The 18271-nt window shown below is 65.8% G+C and carries 15 protein-coding genes and 1 pseudogene; 9 read left to right on the top strand and 7 right to left on the bottom strand.

From position 1 onward, the window contains the following. Window positions 1–4: 4 nt before the first annotated feature. The 7 genes from ACQ86E_RS24805 (at window position 5) to ACQ86E_RS24775 (ending at window position 7372) form a co-directional block, all read left to right on the top strand. A complete protein-coding gene (locus ACQ86E_RS24805) occupies window positions 5–781 on the top strand; it encodes an RsiV family protein (protein WP_431206553.1) in 777 nt (258 codons plus the stop codon). A gap of 128 nt (window positions 782–909) precedes the next feature. Continuing rightward, window positions 910–1902: a tripartite tricarboxylate transporter substrate binding protein gene (locus ACQ86E_RS24800; protein WP_431202221.1), complete on the top strand. Its 993-nt coding sequence runs from the start codon at window positions 910–912 to the stop codon at window positions 1900–1902. A 179-nt stretch (window positions 1903–2081) separates the two neighbouring features. Then, a complete protein-coding gene (locus ACQ86E_RS24795) occupies window positions 2082–2576 on the top strand; it encodes a tripartite tricarboxylate transporter TctB family protein (RefSeq protein WP_431202220.1) in 495 nt (164 codons plus the stop codon). A 4-nt stretch (window positions 2577–2580) separates the two neighbouring features. After that, on the top strand, window positions 2581–4092 hold the full coding sequence (locus ACQ86E_RS24790; RefSeq protein WP_431202219.1) for a tripartite tricarboxylate transporter permease: 1512 nt from the start codon (window positions 2581–2583) through the stop codon (window positions 4090–4092). 51 nt (window positions 4093–4143) lie between these two features. Then, window positions 4144–5133: a methylmalonyl Co-A mutase-associated GTPase MeaB gene (gene meaB / locus ACQ86E_RS24785; protein ID WP_431202218.1), complete on the top strand. Its 990-nt coding sequence runs from the start codon at window positions 4144–4146 to the stop codon at window positions 5131–5133. Next, entirely contained in the window at window positions 5130–5786 is a 657-nt protein-coding gene (locus ACQ86E_RS24780; RefSeq protein ID WP_431202217.1) for a pyroglutamyl-peptidase I, read from the top strand. Before meaB ends, ACQ86E_RS24780 begins: the two co-directional genes overlap by 4 nt. 215 nt (window positions 5787–6001) lie before the next feature. Next, entirely contained in the window at window positions 6002–7372 is a 1371-nt protein-coding gene (locus ACQ86E_RS24775; protein WP_431202216.1) for a TIGR03808 family TAT-translocated repetitive protein, read from the top strand. Here the strand turns inward: ACQ86E_RS24775 and ACQ86E_RS24770 are convergent. From ACQ86E_RS24770 to ACQ86E_RS24755, 4 genes and pseudogenes are all read right to left on the bottom strand, one after another. Continuing rightward, window positions 7369–8091 carry a TIGR03809 family protein gene (locus tag ACQ86E_RS24770; RefSeq protein ID WP_431202215.1) on the bottom strand — a complete coding sequence of 241 codons (723 nt, stop codon included), beginning with the start codon at window positions 8089–8091 and terminating at the stop codon, window positions 7369–7371. The genes ACQ86E_RS24775 and ACQ86E_RS24770 overlap by 4 nt on opposite strands. A 480-nt stretch (window positions 8092–8571) precedes the next feature. Beyond that, a pseudogene (locus ACQ86E_RS24765) lies at window positions 8572–10285 on the bottom strand (S8 family serine peptidase). Between the two features lie 15 nt (window positions 10286–10300). Beyond that, window positions 10301–10996 carry a hypothetical protein gene (locus ACQ86E_RS24760; protein WP_431202214.1) on the bottom strand — a complete coding sequence of 232 codons (696 nt, stop codon included), beginning with the start codon at window positions 10994–10996 and terminating at the stop codon, window positions 10301–10303. Continuing rightward, window positions 10993–11562 carry a sigma-70 family RNA polymerase sigma factor gene (locus ACQ86E_RS24755; protein WP_015687426.1) on the bottom strand — a complete coding sequence of 190 codons (570 nt, stop codon included), beginning with the start codon at window positions 11560–11562 and terminating at the stop codon, window positions 10993–10995. The genes ACQ86E_RS24760 and ACQ86E_RS24755 overlap by 4 nt, the downstream gene beginning before the upstream one ends. A gap of 440 nt (window positions 11563–12002) precedes the next feature. Between ACQ86E_RS24755 and ACQ86E_RS24750 the strand changes: the two genes are divergently transcribed. Continuing rightward, window positions 12003–13160, top strand: a complete 1158-nt coding sequence (locus ACQ86E_RS24750; protein ID WP_431202213.1) for a GGDEF domain-containing protein — start codon at window positions 12003–12005, stop codon at window positions 13158–13160. A gap of 63 nt (window positions 13161–13223) precedes the next feature. After that, window positions 13224–14324 carry a DUF2336 domain-containing protein gene (locus ACQ86E_RS24745; protein WP_431202212.1) on the top strand — a complete coding sequence of 367 codons (1101 nt, stop codon included), beginning with the start codon at window positions 13224–13226 and terminating at the stop codon, window positions 14322–14324. A 22-nt stretch (window positions 14325–14346) separates the two neighbouring features. Here ACQ86E_RS24745 and paoC read toward each other — a convergent pair whose 3' ends face one another. From paoC to paoA, 3 genes are read right to left on the bottom strand one after another with little or no spacing between them, the layout of a single operon-like run. Further along, the gene (gene paoC / locus ACQ86E_RS24740; RefSeq protein WP_431202211.1) at window positions 14347–16551 is read right to left on the bottom strand and encodes an aldehyde oxidoreductase molybdenum-binding subunit PaoC; all 2205 of its coding nucleotides are present in this window, start codon (window positions 16549–16551) and stop codon (window positions 14347–14349) included. Between the two features lie 3 nt (window positions 16552–16554). Further along, window positions 16555–17505 carry an FAD binding domain-containing protein gene (locus ACQ86E_RS24735; protein ID WP_431202210.1) on the bottom strand — a complete coding sequence of 317 codons (951 nt, stop codon included), beginning with the start codon at window positions 17503–17505 and terminating at the stop codon, window positions 16555–16557. Continuing rightward, the gene (gene paoA / locus ACQ86E_RS24730) at window positions 17502–18164 is read right to left on the bottom strand and encodes an aldehyde dehydrogenase iron-sulfur subunit PaoA (protein ID WP_431202209.1); all 663 of its coding nucleotides are present in this window, start codon (window positions 18162–18164) and stop codon (window positions 17502–17504) included. The genes ACQ86E_RS24735 and paoA overlap by 4 nt, the downstream gene beginning before the upstream one ends. Window positions 18165–18271: the final 107 nt, after the last annotated feature.

The raw sequence follows: 18271 nt of genomic DNA, 5'->3' as shown, positions 1-18271 counted from the left end.
GCCAATGTTCATGCGCGCGCTCACCCCGGTCGTCGTTTGCAGCGCGTTGTTCGGTGCCGCCTTCGCCGCAGACCCAAAACCCGATGCCGCCCTCAAGACCAAAAGCATCGAAGCCCGCGTCTTCCTCGACGACCGGATCAAGGCCGATGCGGCACTGGCGGCGGATTGCCTGGCCGAAGGCAAGAAGTGGCTGGACAAGAACGCCGCCGAGGCTGCCGCCTCACGCAAGGAGGATCCGCAGTTCTTCAAGGACGGCGGCTGGGATTTCGAGCGCAAATATGCGATCCGCTCCGTCGTCGCCGACCGCTATGTCAGCGTGCTGCGTAACGAGTACATGAACACCCGCGGGGCCCATCCCAATTCGGATGTGAACACGATTCTGTGGGACAAGGCCGAGAACAAGCGCATCTCGATTCGTCCATTCTTCACCGAGACCGTCGACAAGGGCCCGACCATTAAGGCGATGGTGAAGGCCGTGATCGCCTCGCTGACAATCGAGAAGAAGAAGCGCGGCACCAGCGAGACCGCGACCGACGAATGGTTCAAGGGCGTGGCGCCGACCCTGCTCAAGATCGGCGCGGTGACGCTCGCGCCGTCGACCGAACCGGGCAAGAGCTCCGGCCTCACCTTCCATTATCCGCCCTACGCCGTCGGCCCCTACGCCGAGGGCGAATATGTCGCATTCGTGCCGTGGGAAACGCTGAAGCCCTACCTCACCCCGGAGGGCACACGCATCTTCGGCGGCGCGCGGCCGAAGGGGGACGGGGACGAGCCGCAATGATCATGTCCTGAGCAGCGACAGGTTGCTCACAACGCTGTGGTAGCGCTACCTTGCAGCGGCCCGGCAAAGCCGACTACAATGCCGCCATTAAGAGCGCCCGGTTTCACGGGCGCCGCTGGGAGGCATTCATGTCCAAGATTACGCGCCGCGCCTTTGCGGCCTCTTCCGCTGCGGTTGCAGCATCCGCCGCATTCGGCCTCACACCCGCGCGCGCACAGGCCTACCCGGCGCGGCCGGTCACCGTGATCGTGCCATGGGGCGCGGGCGGCGGCACCGATGCGACCGCGCGTATTGTCGCAGCGTTGCTGGAAAAGGATCTCGGCCAGCCCTTCAACGTGGTCAACCGCACCGGCGGCTCCGGCGTGGTCGGCCACAGCGCAATCGCGAGCGCGCAGCCCGACGGCTACACCATCGGCATGCTCACCGTCGAAATCTCGATGATGCACTGGCAGGGCCTCACCGAGCTGACGCCGAAGAGCTATACGCCGCTGGCGCTGATGAACGAGGATCCGCCCGGCATCCAGGTCTCCTCCTCCTCGCCCTACAAGACGGTGAAGGAGCTCGCCGACGCCATCAAGGCTGCGCCTCCCGGCAAGTTCAAGGCTTCGGGCACCGGCCAGGGCGGCATCTGGCATCTGGCACTGGTCGGCTGGATGCAGGCGATGGGCCTGCCCGCCAACCAGGTCGCCTGGGTGCCGTCGAACGGCGCGGCGCCCGCGATGCAGGATCTCGCCGCCGGGGGCCTCGACCTTACCACCTGCTCGGTGCCGGAGGCACGCGCGATTATCGAGGCCGGCAAGGCCAAGAGCCTTGCGATCATGGCGCCGGCGCGCAACCCGATCTTCAAGGACGTGCCGACGCTGAAGGAGGCGATGGGCATCGATTACGCGACCGGCGCCTGGCGCGGCATCGGCGCGCCCAAGAACCTGCCGCCGGAGCTCGCAACGAAACTCACCGCGGCGCTGAAGAAGGTCTACGACTCCGCCGAGTTCAAGGACTTCATGAGTAATCGCGGCTTCGGCACCGTGTGGGGCGATGCCGGCCAGTTCGGCAGCTTCATGGACAAGGGCGACGCCCAGATGGGCGAAGCGATGAAGGCCGCGGGCCTGAGCAAGGCGTGATTTTTACCTCGCCCCGCTTGCGGGGAGAGGTCGGATCGCATCGCAGATGCGATCCGGGTGAGGGGAGTCTCCGCGAATGCAGCTTTCACCGTCTCCGCGGAGAGCCTCCCTCACCCCACCCTCTCCCCGCACGCGGGGAGAGGGAGCGCACCTCCCGGAATTCTGACAGGACTTCTCCCATGCGTCTTCCCGACTCCGTCACGGGATCGTTTCTCGTCGCGCTCGGTGCGGCTTCCGCCTATGGCGGCTATATCCTGCCGCCGGTACCGGGGCAGCCGGTCGGCCCCAACGTGTTTCCGCTGGTGATCGGCATCGGGCTCGCGCTGTGCGGGCTCGCGATCGTGTTCGGCATCGGCCATTCCTTCGAAGAGGAGGAAGAGCTGATCCCGCTTGAGGACGGCCAGACTGCCGCGGCCCCGCCGCCGCAAGGCAAGCTCTACAGCCTGCGCGCGCTGCTGCCGCCGGCGCTGCTGCTGTTCTACGTGATCGCGGCCGACCGGCTCGGCTTCATCATCACCGCCGCGCTCATGGTTTATGTGACCTCGACCGCACTTGGGGCCAAGTGGAAGCTGGCGCTGCCGCTCGCGGCGCTCTCCCCGTTCGCCATCCACCTCATCTTCGGCAAGCTCCTGCGCGTGCCGCTGCCTGCCGGCCTGCTGCCGACGCCCTGGTGATCCCATGCTGAAGACCCTGATTGAAGCGTTCGCCCTGATCTCCACCTGGGAAGTCATCATCGCGATGTTCGCGGCCTCCGTGTATGGGCTCGTGATCGGCTCGCTGCCCGGCCTGTCGGCGACGATGGCGACCGCCCTGCTCGTCCCCGTCACCTTCTACCTGTCGCCGATCGCGGCGATCGCGACCATCGTCGCGGCGTCCTCGATGGCGATCTTCTCCGGCGACATCCCCGGCGCGCTGCTGCGCATTCCCGGCACGCCCGCCTCCGCCGCCTATGCGGACGAGGCCTATGCCATGACCCGCAAGGGCCAGGCCGAGCTGGCGCTCGGGGCCGGCGTCTGGTTCTCCGCCGTCGGCGGCATCGCCGGCGTGCTGTCGCTGATGATCCTGGCGCCGCCGCTCGCCGAGATCGCGCTGTCGTTCTCGACCTACGAATATTTCTGGCTGGCGCTGCTGGGCCTGATGTGCGCCACCTTGGTCGCACGCTCCTCGCCAGTGAAGGCGATCGCCGGCATGTTCCTCGGCCTCTTGGTGTCCTGCATCGGCATCGAGAATCCTGGCGGCGTGCCGCGCTTCACCTTCGGCCTCACCGACCTGTTCGGCGGCATCGAGCCGATCCCGGCGCTGGTCGGCGTGTTCGCGGTGGCGCAGGTGATGCGCGCGATGCTGACGCCGGAACCGCCACCGCTGCCGCGGCGCAAATTCGGAAGCATCATGGCCGGTCAGTGGAAGCTGACCAAGAAATATCACTGGCAGATGACGCGCGGGAACATCGTCGGCATCATCATCGGCGTGCTGCCCGGCGCCGGCGCCGACATGGCCGCCTGGGTCTCCTACGCGATGTCGAAGCGCTTCTCCAAGGAGCCGGAGAAATTCGGCACCGGCCATGTCGAGGGCCTGGTCGAGGCCGGCGCCAGCAACAATGCCAGCATCGCCTCGGGCTGGGTGCCGTCGTTGCTGTTCGGCATTCCCGGCGACACTATCGCCGCGATCGCGATCGGCGTGCTCTACATGAAGGGGCTCAATCCCGGCCCGACGCTGTTCACCGAGAAGGCGTCGAGCATGTATGCGATCTACCTGATGTTCATCATCGCGAACATCATGATGATCCCGCTCGGTATCGCCATGATCCGGATCGCCGCTTACATCCTGCTGGCGCCGCGCTCCGCCATCATGCCGATCATCATGCTGTGCTGCGCGGTCGGCTCGTTCGCGATCGGCAACAACATGTTCGGGGTCGTCACCGTCGCCGCCTTCGGCGTGATCGGCTACGTGATGGAGGCGAACGGCTATCCCGTGGCCGCAATGGTGCTCGGCATCGTCATGGGCACCATGGTCGAGCAGGCCTTCGTCACCTCGCTGATCAAGTCGGACGGCAGCATCCTGCCGTTCTTCGAGCGCCCGGTCGCCGCCATCCTCGCCGCCATGGCGATCGGCGCGCTGCTCTGGCCGGTGATGGTGTGGGTCTGGGGCAAGGTGAAACCGGTGCGGACGGCGGCGGCAACAAGCAGGTGAAATGCAGCGGGCGGCTCTCGCCTGCCCTGCCGGAGCGTTGTAAAGCAGGGCATGACTGAGAAGAAGGCCCCGCTCGATATCAAATCCCTCGCCCGCGACTTGCGCGCCGGCAGCCGCGCGGCTCTCGCCCGGGGCATCACGCTCGTGGAGAGCCGCCGTAGCGACCATCAGGCGCTCGCGCGCGAGCTGGTGCAGATGCTGCTGCCCGACACCGGCAAGGCATTTCGCGTCGGCATCACGGGATCGCCGGGCGTCGGCAAATCCACCACCATCGACGCGCTCGGCACCTATCTGATCGAACAGGGCAACAAGGTCGCCGTGCTCGCGGTCGATCCGTCCTCGGCGCGCAGCGGCGGCTCGATCCTCGGCGACAAGACGCGGATGGCGCGGCTATCGGCCTCCGACGACGCCTTCATCCGCCCCTCACCCTCGTCGGGCACGCTCGGCGGCGTCGCAGCCAAGACCCGCGAGGCGATGCTGCTCTGCGAGGCCGCCGGCTTCGACGTCGTGCTGGTGGAGACCGTCGGCATCGGCCAGTCCGAGACGGCGGTCTGCGACATGACCGACTTCTTCCTCGCCCTGATGCTGCCGGGCGGCGGCGACGAGTTGCAGGGCATCAAGAAGGGCCTGGTCGAGCTCGCCGACATGATCGCCATCAACAAGGCCGACGGCGACAACCTCAAGCGCGCCAACGTCACCGCCGCCGATTATCGCGGTGCGCTGCACATCCTGACGCCCCGCTCCGAACACTGGCATCCACCGGTCGAGACCTATTCGGCGCTGACCGGCGACGGCATCGCAAAAATCTGGCAGAAGGTTCTGGATCACCGCAAGGCGATGAACGCGTCCGGCGATTTCGCCGCGCGGCGGCGCGAGCAGCAGGTGAAATGGATGTGGTCGATGCTGGAGCAGCGCATGCTGGCGCGGTTGCGGAGCGAGGCATCGGTACGGACGAAGGTGAAGAAGATCGAGGCCGAGGTCGCCGAAGGCCATCTCACGCCGGCCATCGCAGCCGAGCAGATTCTGGAGTTGCTGCAATGAGCCAAAAACTCCGCATTCTCCTCACCGGCTTCGGACCGTTTCCCGGCGCTCCCTATAATCCGACCCAGCCGCTGGTCGCGCGGCTGGCGCAATTGCGCCGTCCGGCGCTCGACGATGTCGCGATCGCGAGCCATATCTTTCCGGTGACCTATGCCGCGGTCGATCGGCAATTGCCGGAAGTGCTTGCAAAGGAGAAGCCGGATGCGCTGCTGATGTTCGGACTCGCCTCCCGCACGCCCTATTTGCGCGTCGAGACCCGTGCCCGCAACGCCGTCACCATGCTCTGGCCCGATGCCGCCAACACCCGCTCGAGCAAGCGCGGCATTGCCGGCCACGCAGATGCAATGATGTTCGGTCCGCACACGGCAAGGCTGCTGCGCGCTGCGCGCCTCACCGGCATCGACGCGCGGTCCTCGCGCGATGCCGGCGCCTATCTCTGTAATTATCTGAGCTGGCGCGCGATCGAGAATATCAAAGCGGGCGGGCCGCAGCTTGCGGCCTTCATCCATATTCCGTTGCTTGCGCGGAGTGGTGCAGTCCGGCGCAAGGGGGCGCCGCGGATCACGCTGGACGAGCTGGTGGATGCCGGCGAGGCCATGCTGATGGAGCTGGTGGGACTGGCAAGGAAGACGCGGAACATGCCGGCTTCGTAGGGTGGATTAGCGGAGCGTAATCCACCTCTTCTTGCATCGACAGGTTCCGTGCTCGCGGTGACATGGTGGGTTACGCCTGCGGCTACTAACCGACCCTGCGGCACCTCGTCTTGCGGTAAACATTTAACCCTACTGCCAACTATCCCGACGTCCACCGCCGCCCTGCGCTACCTAACCATCGCGGACACGCCCCCGCGTCCGCGGAAGGACGCGTCATGGACCTCAACCGCCGTCATCTCATCGGAGCCTCGACCGCCGGCATCGCCGGTGCGCTCGCCATGCCGGCCGACGCCGCGCGAGCCGCGCCGCTGACGTCCCTGCTCGGGCGCGATGCGACGCAATATGGCGTACGTCCCGGCAGCAGCGAGGACCAGACGCGCGCGCTGCAGCGCGCGATCGACGAGGCCGCGCGCGCGCAGGTGCCGCTGGCGCTGCCGCCCGGCGTCTATCGCAGCGGATTACTGCGGCTGCCGAATGGCGCGCAGCTGCTCGGCGTACGCGGCGCGACGAAGTTCATCTTCACCGGCGGGGCCTCCGCGATCCAAAGCGATGGTTCGGACTCGATCGGCCTCACCGGCATCACCTTCGACGGCGGCGGCATTGCGCTGCCGACACGGCGTGGGCTGGTCCACGTGCTCGGCGGCCGCGACGTCCGCATCACCGATTGCGAGATCACCGGTTCAGGCGGCAGCGGCATCTGGCTCGAGCAGGTCTCCGGCGACGTCTCCGGCAACATCTTTACCAACATCGCGGTGACGGCCGTGGTCTCGTTCGACGCCAGGGGCCTCAGCGTCTGCCGCAACACCATCACCGGCACCAACGACAACGGCATCGAGATCCTGCGTACCGCGATCGGCGACGACGGCACGCTGGTTGCCGACAACCGCATCGAGGACATCAAGGCCGGTCCCGGCGGCTCGGGTCAGTACGGCAACGCCATCAACGCCTTTCGCGCAGGCAACGTGATCGTGCGCGGCAACCGCATCAGGAATTGCGATTACTCGGCCGTGCGCGGCAACTCGGCCTCGAACATCCACATATCAGGCAACAGCGTCAGCGACGTGCGCGAGGTCGCGCTCTATTCGGAGTTCGCGTTCGAGGCCGCGGTGATCGCCAACAACATCGTGGACGGTGCTGCCGTCGGAGTCTCGGTCTGCAATTTCAACGAAGGCGGCCGTATTGCGGTCGTTCAAGGCAATATCATCCGCAATCTGATCCCGAAGCGCCCCATAGGCACCGCGCCCGACGACGATGCCGGCGTCGGCATCTACATCGAGGCTGATTCATCGGTGACCGGCAACGTGATCGAGAACGCGCCGTCCTACGGTATCGTCGCCGGCTGGGGCAAATATCTGCGCGACGTCGCGATCACGGGCAACGTGATCCGCAAGGCGCTGGCCGGAATCGGCGTCTCGGTGGTGCCGGGCGCCGGCACCGCGCTCGTCAACAACAACATGATCTCGGAAACCCCGCGCGGCGCCGTGGTCGGGCTCGATCACGCGCGGGCGGTAACGTCGGACCTGTCAGCGGACGGCGCGCGGCGGTTCGCGCAGATCGTGGTCGGCGGCAACGCAGTGCGGCGTTAGAACGCGTTCCGCAGCAGCGGGTACTTCGCTTCCAGGCCGTCGAGGCTGAAGGTGAATTCGACGACGCACTCGGGTTCCGTGACGATTTCGGCGGCCGGCGGGGCGAACTGAGGCAGCAGCGTCGCCATTGCGGCGGGCCTGGTGGCCGGGGGCTTCACGGCCGGCGCAGTGAAAGGCGCGCTGGCAGCGTGTGCAGCGACCGGCGGCCTTACGACGGGTGCGGTGAGAGGTGCCCTCGCAGCGGGTGCCCTGAGCGGTGCGACAGCATCAGGTGCCGTGAACAAGGCCACCGCAGCAGGAGCCGCAAGCGGCGCGGTCGGGACGAGCGGAGCTTCGGTGATTTCGGCCAATACGTCCGGCCTGGGATCGAGCCTGACCGGCACGGCGGTCTCGGGGGCGATGTGCACGGCCTTCGGCTGCATGGTCTGCGCGGGCTGCTCGCGCGCCGCCGCGCGGGGCATTGCCGCCGGCGACCAGCCAAAGGCGGGCTTAACCTGCGCAGCTGCCGCGGCGACGTCGTCGCCGGTTACGAGCGCGCGCCAGGCATGGACGGCACGCTTGGCTTCCTGGATGTTTTCGAGGAATGCGATCTCGGAGTGATAGCGGCGCCAGCGTCCCGTCTCGAACATTTCGGACAGATGCTCCAGCCGCTGTTCGGCGAGAGCGCACCAGCGTGCTGCAACGTCACGGCCAACTGCCGCGTTTTGGCGATGTGTCATGAACCAGCCCGTCGAGGACAAAATACGGACGCGACGCAACGCAAACGAATCAATCTAGACGCGACATGAATATTTTGTGGAAAAGTTTTGACTTGTCCAGCAACGACACGACTTTCGTCGTGAAACTCCGTAGTCCTGCGGGGATTTGGCGGGTTTTCGAGTCAAGCTCCGCGCAAGCATGACGGACGTGCACCGCGCCGTCCGAGCAAAGGCGATGAACACGGGCACGATCCTTCAACCGGAAGCTGAACGATCGAAGAGCCGTGAAGAAACAGACCCCCAAAAGAAAAGACCCGTCCGGGGGGACAACCGGACGGGTCGAGCCATATGGGCGCTTGGGGTGGATGGGCGCTCGCGCCTAATATGACTGATGGGGAGGGATGACCGCTCCCACATAATTTGGTCGTGGCAGCGGGCAGGACGTTCAATGCAGCGTTCGATTTTTTAACCTGCGCAGCGCGCGCAATCTTGTCGCAGCCGCTATCGTGTCGCCGGCCTATCCGCCTGAGAAACCGTAGATTTATCGTCGGCGCTCGACAGCGAGGGTTGCTCGATGGCGCGTACGCCGGGCTCCATGCGACGCCTCTCGGCATCTTCACGTTTTGTTGTACCGGACGCCGCCGCGACCGGCGTCGCGCTGTTGGCGGGAACAGCCATGACCGCGGCAAAAGCGTCGGCCTCGCCGTCGCCGAACAGATCATCGCGCCCGGGTGAACCGAGGTCGCGCGCCGTCTTCGCCAGCGTCATGCGCAACGCTTCCGGCTTCAGCGCGTAATTGCGGCTCGAGCAGCAGCGCGGCGACGCCGGAGACATAGGCCGCCGAGAACGAGGTTCCCGAGGTCATCTGGTACTTTCCATCAGGCGCCGGCAGGAAGATGTCGACGCCGGGCGCCGCCAGCGCGACGTAATTGCCGCGGTTGGACGCAGTGAACAGCTTGTCCTGCTGGTCGGTCGCGCTGACCGCGATCACGTTGGGATTGGCGGCGGGATAGAGCGGCGGAGATTTGGCGCCAGCGTTGCCGGCCGCCGCGATCAGCACGAGCCCGCGCGCGGCGGTCTCGGCGATGGCGCGTTCGATCACCGCGTCCTTGGGGCCCGCAAAGCTCATATTGACGATCTGCGCGCCGTGCTCGGCGGCGTAATTGAGCGAGCGCAGGATGACCCAGGACGAACTCTGGGCCCCGCCCGTGGTGCCGCCGAAGGCGCGGATGGCGATGATACGCGCCTCGGGCGCGCTGCCCATCAGCTTGGCATGCGCCACGATGGCGCCGGCGATGCCGGTGCCGTGGACATGCGGGCCCTCGGTGCTGCCCAGCGCATCGAAATTGTCGGCGACGGAATGGGCGAGCTCGGGATGTCCGGCGTCGATGCCGGAGTCGATCACAGCAACCGTCACGTTGGCGCCGTGCGCCAGGGTATGCGCCTGCGGCAGACGAAGCTTGGCCAGCGCATATTGCGCGGGGTCGCCTTCGATCGGCACGGACGATTTCTGGTCCTGGAGCACATAGCGGAAGTTCGGCTGGACCGAGCGCACGCTGCCGTCGGCGGCGAACTCGCGCCGCACCGTCTCGGAGGGCCGGCCGTCGGTGATGCGGAACAGGCCGATGGTGGCCCCGATCAACGGAAAATTCTCGGATGAGACGCGCATCAGGCCGTGACGGCGCGCCAGCTCGTCGGCCTCGGTCAGCGACAGCGCGCTGTCGATCTCGGCGACGAATTCGCCTGCGAAGGTCCGCAGGTTCACGGCAACCGGCGTGTTGTTGCGGCGGCCGTTGCCGGCGCTCTTCTTGCCGGACTTTCCAGTGCCGGCGCCATCTGCATCCGGCTGCGCCAGGCACTCGCCGGCGGCGTCTCGATAGGGCGCGGTGCAGGCGGGATAGAGGTTCGGCGAATAGCGCGCATAGGGCAGCACCGGCGTCGGGGCCATCCGCGCCGAGATCCGGGGCGTCGTGGCGGGGATCCTGGGCGGACCGCGGTCGACGGCCACCGCTCTGGCGGCCACAGCGGGACTGGCGCGTGCAGCGATGCTGGGAGAAATGGTCGGCGTGCGTGTAGGAACGCTGATCGTGGGCGTGCGCATGATCGCCTGCGCCTGCGCGACCTCGACGCCAAGACAGGCAGCAAGCAGCAGTCCGGCTCCGACCGACGAAGCATAGGCCCCGGATCTTGCCCCACTCTCGGACTTGCGCGTCATCGGTTCAGCGCCGCCCTACGGCGACGCGACGGCGAGGTTGACGAACTTCTCGCGCGACATCCTGCCAAGCAGCGAGGCAAGTTCGTCCTGGCTCATCGCCCTGTCGAACTGGAGACGGAACATGCCGCCCTTGGCATCGCCGATGATCGAAGCCTGGTAGCTGTCGAGCAGCGCGGTAATGTCGCCGACGCGCGCCTCGGGCGTGAAGCGCACCAGCGCGCGCGCCGGTGCAGCGGCAGCCCCGAGTTCGCGCGTGATCGACGAGCTGGTCGAGAGCGAGGCGGTCTGGAAGGTCGCGGTCTGGGTCTTCATCAGCACCGCGCCGATGATGCCGGCCTGCAGCAGCAGCGCGATGGCGCCGAGGCCAGCCGACCAGGCCAGCACGCGCGGCGACAGGCTCGCAAAGAAAGTCGAGATTCGCGCCGACAGCGGCAGCGACGTGATCGCCCGCGCCGGCTCGGCGTCGATCGCGGCGAACAGCTTCTGCATCGCGCGCGCCGACGGAGCCCCCAGGCTCTCGTTCAGATGGATGGTCTCTTCGTACTCGCCGCGGATCGCGGCATATTGCTTCGCAAGCGCCGGATCATTCGCCAGCGCTTCCTCGACGCGGCGGGCGTCGCGCGGGTTCAGCGTGCCGGCCGCGTGCCACGGCAGCAGCATCTCAATTTCACTGGGCTCTTGCTCCAGCATCTTCTTGCTCAATGCCATCATGGCCAGCCTCGCTCAACGCCGGCTGCCTTGAGCAGTTCGGCCAGTTTCTTGCGCGCATAGAAGAGGCGCGTCTTCACGGTGTTCTCCGGTATCCCGACGATTTCGGCCACCTCTTCCACGGATTTCTCGTGGTAGTAGACGAGATCGACGATTTCCCGATGGTCCGGCGAGAGGCCCGTCAGACACTCCCGCAACGCTTCACTCGTATCCTTTTTCTGCACCGCGACTTCAGGATCGTCGGACGAATCCTCGATCGCGTTGGCAGCTTCGTCGTCCAACCCAACGTCCTTCCTGCGCCTGAGCGCAGACAGGGCCTTGAATCGGGTAATTGCCAGCAGCCAGGTGGAAACGGCGGATCGGCCCTCGAACTTGCCGGCTTGACGCCAAACGTCGAGAAACACCTCGCTGATGAGGTCTTCCGCCGCCTGCTCGTCCCGCACGAGCCTCAGCCCGAAGCGATACACCCTGACATGATGCCGCCCGTACAGCACCTGCATGGCGAGCCGGTCACCTTGAGCGATCCTGGCGATGAGGACCTCGTCCGAAGCCGCCTGTGTCACGCTCAATGCCCGTCTCGCAAAGTTGGTCGGGTCGGCGCAGCGGACGGTTCGACCAGAGGTGCAAAATTGTTCACCCTACCGCGTTCATACGGGGTCCTGTGTGATCTACCCCACATACGCGCGTTTTTCTCGCTCCACGCGCGGTGGTTGGCGGTCTGGATACAAATCGGTAACATAATACTGCAGTACTTTCCTGCGGAGTGCCCGCCGGGCACGAGCGGAGCGACCAAGTTCGGTTCCATAGCAGCCTTGCACGACATATGTCTCTCGTAGCCCTGCTTTGGCTCGACCGCATCGCAAACGATGCCTAATCGCCAGCAAAATTCCCTTCGCCGCCCGGTGGCATCCTGTCCTGCGCTGCACGGTTCGGATTCGATTTCCAAGGATACCAAACCTAAAGGCTTGCCGCGTAGATTTTCGGGCTGACATCCACCACCGGCGAGACCATGAGCACGGCCGCGACGTCCCTTCCGGAGAGGAATGCCGCCGAGGCCGCGGATCTCGAGCTCGCGCCCGCGGTGGCCGCGCCCGAGGTGCGGGCACGCCGGGCACGGCAGCGCCGCCAGATGTATGTCGGCCAGGTCGCGAGCTACTCGCTCGGCGCCTTCGTCCTGCTGCTCTACGGCTTCGACGGCGTCGTTGCGATGCACGTGCCGTCGCTGTTCTGGGTCGGCGGCCTCTCGATCATCGGCATCTTCGTCGTGATGTCGGAGGCCGGCGTCGGCGACAGGTCGACCGACCACTATCTCACGGTGTTCCAGATCTCGGCGCACATGGCGCTGCAGTTCGTCTTCCTGGTGTCGGAGCCTACGATCGGCATCTCTTTCATCAGCGTTCTGTTCCTGATCTTCGCGTTCGGCACGCTGCGGATGACCTCCGCTCAGGCCGTGCTCACCTGGGCATTCGCGGCCACCGGTCTCGCCGCCGTCTTCCTCGCCTCCGACCTGCCCATCGGCATGCCCGTAGCGACGAGGCTGCAGCGGACCGCCTCGATGCTGTGCTTCGTGCTGGTAATCGGCCAATGCGCCTTCCTCGGCCTGTTCGGCGCCACGCTGCGCAAGATCCTGTACCGGCGCAGCATCGAGCTGAAGGCCGCCTACAAACGCATCGAGGAGCTTGCCGAGCTCGACGAGCTCACCGGCTCCTACAACCGCGGCTGCATCATGCGTCTCCTCGACGCAGGGATCGAAAAATCGCGGCGGGACGCCACACCCTGTGCGATCGCGCTGATCGACCTCGACTGGTTCAAGCGCATCAACGACGCCCATGGCCACCCTACCGGCGACGAAGTGCTGCGCACCTTTGCAATCACCATCTTCGCCAACATCCGCCCGACCGACAGCTTTGGCCGCTACGGCGGCGAGGAATTCCTGCTGCTGCTGCCGGACACCACGCGCGACGCTGCACAACGCATCCTCGAACGGCTCCGCGGGATCGTCGCCGATCTCGACTGGAGCGCATTTTCTCCGAGCATGCACGTCACCATTTCCGCCGGCGTCGCCACGCTACGCGACAATGATACTGCCGACACGTTTCTCGCGCGCGTCGACAGCGCGCTCTATTCCGCCAAGGCGCAAGGGCGCAACCGAATTGCAACGAGCTGACCTATTCATTTTCTCCCGGCGCGTCAGAAGCCGCTGCCGGACCGAACGCTCCAGGACAGGGCCATGAGATCGAAATCCGCCAAACCATCCGGAAACCTGCTGGAGGAATTGCAGGAAGCGCTCTCGCACGGCACCGTCGCGCGCCGGGTCGAGACGTTGCGCCGCGTCACCGATCTCTTCATTGGCAACGCGGTAGACTATTCCGACGAGCACACCGGCGTGTTCGACGACGTATTTCACTGCCTGGTCGAGCAGATCGAGACGTCGGCCAGAGCGCTGCTCGCCGACCGTCTCGCGCCGATCGCAGCAGCGCCGCCGAGAATCATCCGCACGCTCGCGCTCGACGAGATCATCGAGGTCGCCGGCCCCGTGCTGTCGACATCGGAACGGCTGGACGAGACGACCCTGATGGAGATCGCGCGCACCCGCGGCCAGGCGCATCTCAAGGCGATCTCGCTGCGGCGAGTGCTGTCGGAAGCGCTGACCGACGTGCTGGTGACCCGCGGCAACGAAGACGTGGTGCAATCGACGGTCAGCAACCCGGGCGCACAACTCTCCGAGGGAAGTCTCACCGATCTCGTCACACGCGCTGAACGCGACGACGACCTCGCCGCCTGCATCGGCCTGCGGCCCGACTTGCCGCGCCATCATTACCTGAAACTGGTTGCGAAGGCCTCCTTGAGCGTGCGCAGGAAGCTGGAGGCCGCGCATCCGGAGCTCGCTGACGAAATATCGAGCGCGGTCCAGCAGGCAGCCCAGCGCGCCCGCGCCGCCGCCATGACCCGGCAAACCGAGATGGCGCGCGCGCTGGTGAGGTCGCTGCACGAAGACGGCCGTCTCGACGAATTGCAGGTCACGACATTTGCCGAGCAGGGCAAGTTCGACGAGACCAATGCGGGGCTCGCGGCGCTCGCAGGCGTCGCGGTCGAGACCGCGGAGAACATGATGATCCAGAGCCGCACCGAGGGCGTGATGATTCTGGCCAAGGTCGCCGGTATGCAATGGTCGAGCGTGCGCGCAATCGTCGCCATGCGCGAGAAGCTCTCCGGCGGCTCGCAGACCGACATGCTGAAGCTGCGCGATACCTACGCGGCCCTGCGCGCATCGACCGCGCAGCAGGTGCTGCGTTTCCACCGCATGCAGAGCACGACGCCGGCGGCCTGAGCCGGCGGCACCGCTCGGGGGATCAAACGTCGGGCATATGATGCAGCAGCTTGTCGAGCGTGATCGGATAGTCGCGGACCCGTATGCCGGTCGCGTTGTAGATCGCGTTGGCCAACGCCGCTGCGACACCGCATAACCCGAGTTCGCCGATCCCCTTCGCCTTCATCGGCGACGACATCGGGTCTGTTTCGTCCAGGAAGATCGTGTCCTGGTGCGGAATGTCGGCGTGAACCGGGACTTCGTAGCCGGCCAGATCATGGTTGACGAAGAAGCCGGCGCGCTTGTCCACCGCGAGCTCTTCCATGAGCGCTGCGCCGACGCCCATCGTCATGGCGCCGATCACCTGGCTGCGCGCCGTCTTCGGATTGAGGACCCGGCCTGCGGCACAGACGGCGAGCATCCGGCGTACGCGGATCTCGGCCGTCGCAACGTCGACACCGACCTCGACGAAATGTGCGCCGAACGTCGATTGCTGATGCGTCTTGGCGAGATCGCCGTACTCGATCGAATCCTCAGCGGTGAGCTCACTCTCCGATGCCGCCTGTCCCAGCGGAACGCTTCGATTGCCCGACGACACCCGCCCTTCTGAAAAAACAACATCAGCCGAGTTGAAGCCGAGCTTTTGCGCCACCGCTTCGCGCAGCTTGACGCAGGCGGCATAGACGCCCGAGGTCGAGTTGTTGGCACCGAACTGCCCGCCCGAGCCGGCGGAGACCGGGAAGCTGGAATCGCCGAGGCGCACGACGACCTTCTCGAGCGGCACCCCCATCATCTCCGCCGCAGTCTGCGCGATGATGGTGTAGCTGCCCGTTCCGATATCGGTCATGTCGGTTTCGACGGTCACGGTCCCGCTGCTGTCGAGACGGACGCGCGCGCCCGACTTCATCAGGAGATTGTTGCGGAACGCAGCCGCCATACCCATGCCCACCAGCCAGCGCCCGTCACGCTGCCTGCCTGGCTCGGCATTTCGCTTGCTCCAGCCGAAGCGCTCCGCGCCGATCCGCATGCATTCGACGAGTTGGCGCTGCGAGAATGGACGGTTGGGATGTTCGGGATCGACCTGAGTATCGTTGCGTGCGCGGAATTCGACGGGATCGAGCTTCAACCGCTCCGCCATCTCGTCCATGGCGATCTCCAGCGCCATCATGCCGGGGGCCTCACCGGGCGCGCGCATGGCATTGCCCTCGGGCAGATCCAGCATCGCCAGGCGCAGCGCCGTCATGCGGTTCGCGCCGGCATAGAGCAGACGGGTCTGCTGGACCGCCGTCTCCGGCCTGCCCTCCGGCAAATTGCCCGACCAGCTCTCGTGTCCGATCGCGGTGATCTTGCCGTCCCGCGTCGCGCCGATCTGGATGCGCTGGATCGTCGCCGGGCGATGCGTCGTGTTGTTAAACATCAGGGGACGCTGCATCGCGATCTTGACCGGCCGGTTGGCCGCACGTGCGCCCAGCGCTGCGAGGACCGCGTCAGACCGGAGAAAGAGCTTCCCGCCGAAGCCTCCTCCGATAAAGGGCGAAATCAGCCGAACGTTCTCCTTCGGCAAACCCAGCGTCTTCGCGACGTCGCCGGTCGTCCAGGCGATCATCTGGTTGGATGTCCAGAGCGTGAGCTTGTCGCCATCCCAGGCCGCCATCGACGCATGCGGTTCCATCATGGCATGGGCTTGATCCGGCGTGGTGTAGGTCGCATCGAGTTGCACCGGTGCGGCGGCGTAGGTGCCGGAAAAATCTCCGACGTTCGTATCCGGTTGCTCGTCGCCATCGCCGGGAGGCTTTGCGGCGCCGTCCCGTCCGGCCGACAGATCGAACGAGCCCTTCGCCGCGATGTAATCGACCCGGACGAGCTGAGCCGCCGCACGGGCCTGTTCGAAGGTTTCGGCGACAACGACAGCGACGGCCTGGTGATAGTGATCAATTTCGGGGCCGCCGAGCAACTTCGCCGTGTTGTATTTGCCCTTGCCGAGCTTGCCGGCGTTCTCGGCCGTAACGATCGCGATGACGCCCGGCCCGGCCTTGGCGCGGGACAGATCGATCGATGCAATCCGGCCCTTGGCGATGGCCGAGCCGACAATGTAGCCATAGGCCGGACGTGCGGTGGCGTCGTGCCATTCGTAGGCGTAGGTCGCCCTGCCGGTCGCCTTGAGAGGACCATCGACCCGGCTTGTCGCATGCCCGATGATCTTGAGCTGGTCGATCGGATTGGTCGTTGCAGGCGTATCGAACTTCATGGCTCAACCCTTCGCTTCGGTGAGCACGGCGGCGAGCGTACGCTCGACCAATGCCAGCTTGAATGAATTGTCCCGGGTCGGCCTCGCACCATCGAGCAGACGCGTGGCGACGGCCTTGGCACCGCGTGGCATCTCGACCTCCGCCGCCTCGACCCGCCACGGCTTATGGGCGACGCCTCCGACGGCGACCCTTCCCGTCCCGTCCCGCTGGACGATCGCTCCGACCGAGACCAGCGCGAACGCATAGGATGCGCGATCACGCACCTTCCGGTAGATGTGCGTTCCGCCGACGGGCTTCGGCAGCGTCACGGACGTGATCAACTCGCCGGCCGCAAGCGTCGTCTCGATATGCGGCGTGTTCCCCGGCAGGCGGTGGAATTCGGCGATCGGGATATCCCGCGTCGTGCCATCAGGGCCAACCGTCTGGACGGTCGCATCGAGCGCGCGCATCGCGATCGCCATGTCGCTCGGATGGGTTGCGATGCAGGCGTCGCTGGAGCCGATCACCGCATGCTGGCGGGTCACGCCGCCGATGGCCGCGCAACCGCTGCCGGGGCTGCGTTTGTTGCACGGCTGATTGGTATCGTAGAAGTAAGGACAACGCGTCCGCTGCAGCAGATTGCCGGCCGTGGTCGCCTTGTTGCGCAACTGCCCGGACGCGCCGGCAAGCAGCGCGCGCGACAGCAGGCTATAGTCACGCCGGATCCGCTCGTCGGCCGCAAGGGCCGTGTTGCGAACCAGCGCGCCGATGCGCAGGCCACCTTCCGGTGTCGGTTCGATCTTGTCGAAGGCCAGTCCGTTGACATCGATCAGATGCGCCGGCGTCTCGATTTCCAGCTTCATCAGGTCGAGCAGATTGGTGCCGCCGGCGATGAATTTTGCATTCGTGTTCCGGACGGACGCAGAAGCCGCCGCCGCAGGCGAGTGCGCCTTCTCATAGGTGAAAGACTTCATGCGGGCCTCCCGGCGACCTCGGTGATGGCCTCGGCGATGTTGGAATAGGCGCCGCAACGGCAGATGTTGCCGCTCATGCGCTCGCGCAGCTCGGCGTTCGTCAGTTCGGGAGCGACATTCAGATCGCCCGTGACGTGGCTGGGAACGCCGGCCTTGATCTCGTCGAGCACGGCAACGGCCGAACAGATTTGTCCCGGCGTGCAATAGCCGCACTGAAAACCGTCATGCTTGACGAAGGCAGCCTGCATCGGATGCATGCGTTCCGGCGTGCCGAGCCCCTCGATCGTGGTGACGCTGTCGCCCTCATGCATCACCGCGAGCGTCAGGCACGAATTGATGCGCTGGCCGCCGACAATGACGGTGCATGCGCCGCACTGTCCGTGATCGCAGCCCTTCTTGGTGCCGGTGAGATGGAGATGCTCGCGCAACACGTCCAGCAATGTGGTCCGGGTGTCCAGCTTCAGAGCACGGACCTCGCCATTGACGTTGAAGGACACCGTCGCCATGGCGGGCCCCTCCGTCGCAGTTGCAGCCGTCAGAGGCGCCGCGGCAGAATTCTGAGACTCGGCGGCGCGTGACGCGGCGCCGAGCGCAACCGACGTGGCGGTTCCAATCAAAAGGTTCCGCCGCGACATTTCAAATGCGCCTGGTATTCGCATGGTTGGGCATATCCCTCACGACAGCAGCGTCCATCGACGCTCTGGATAGAAGGATAGAAGTCGTCCAACCGAAGTTAGTTTCTCGCCGCAAGCTGGATCAGCCATTC

It is taken from the genome of Bradyrhizobium betae, from assembly GCF_050632175.1.
GTDB lineage: Bacteria > Pseudomonadota > Alphaproteobacteria > Rhizobiales > Xanthobacteraceae > Bradyrhizobium > Bradyrhizobium betae_B.
This window is presented reverse-complemented; position numbering and strand designations above follow the sequence as displayed.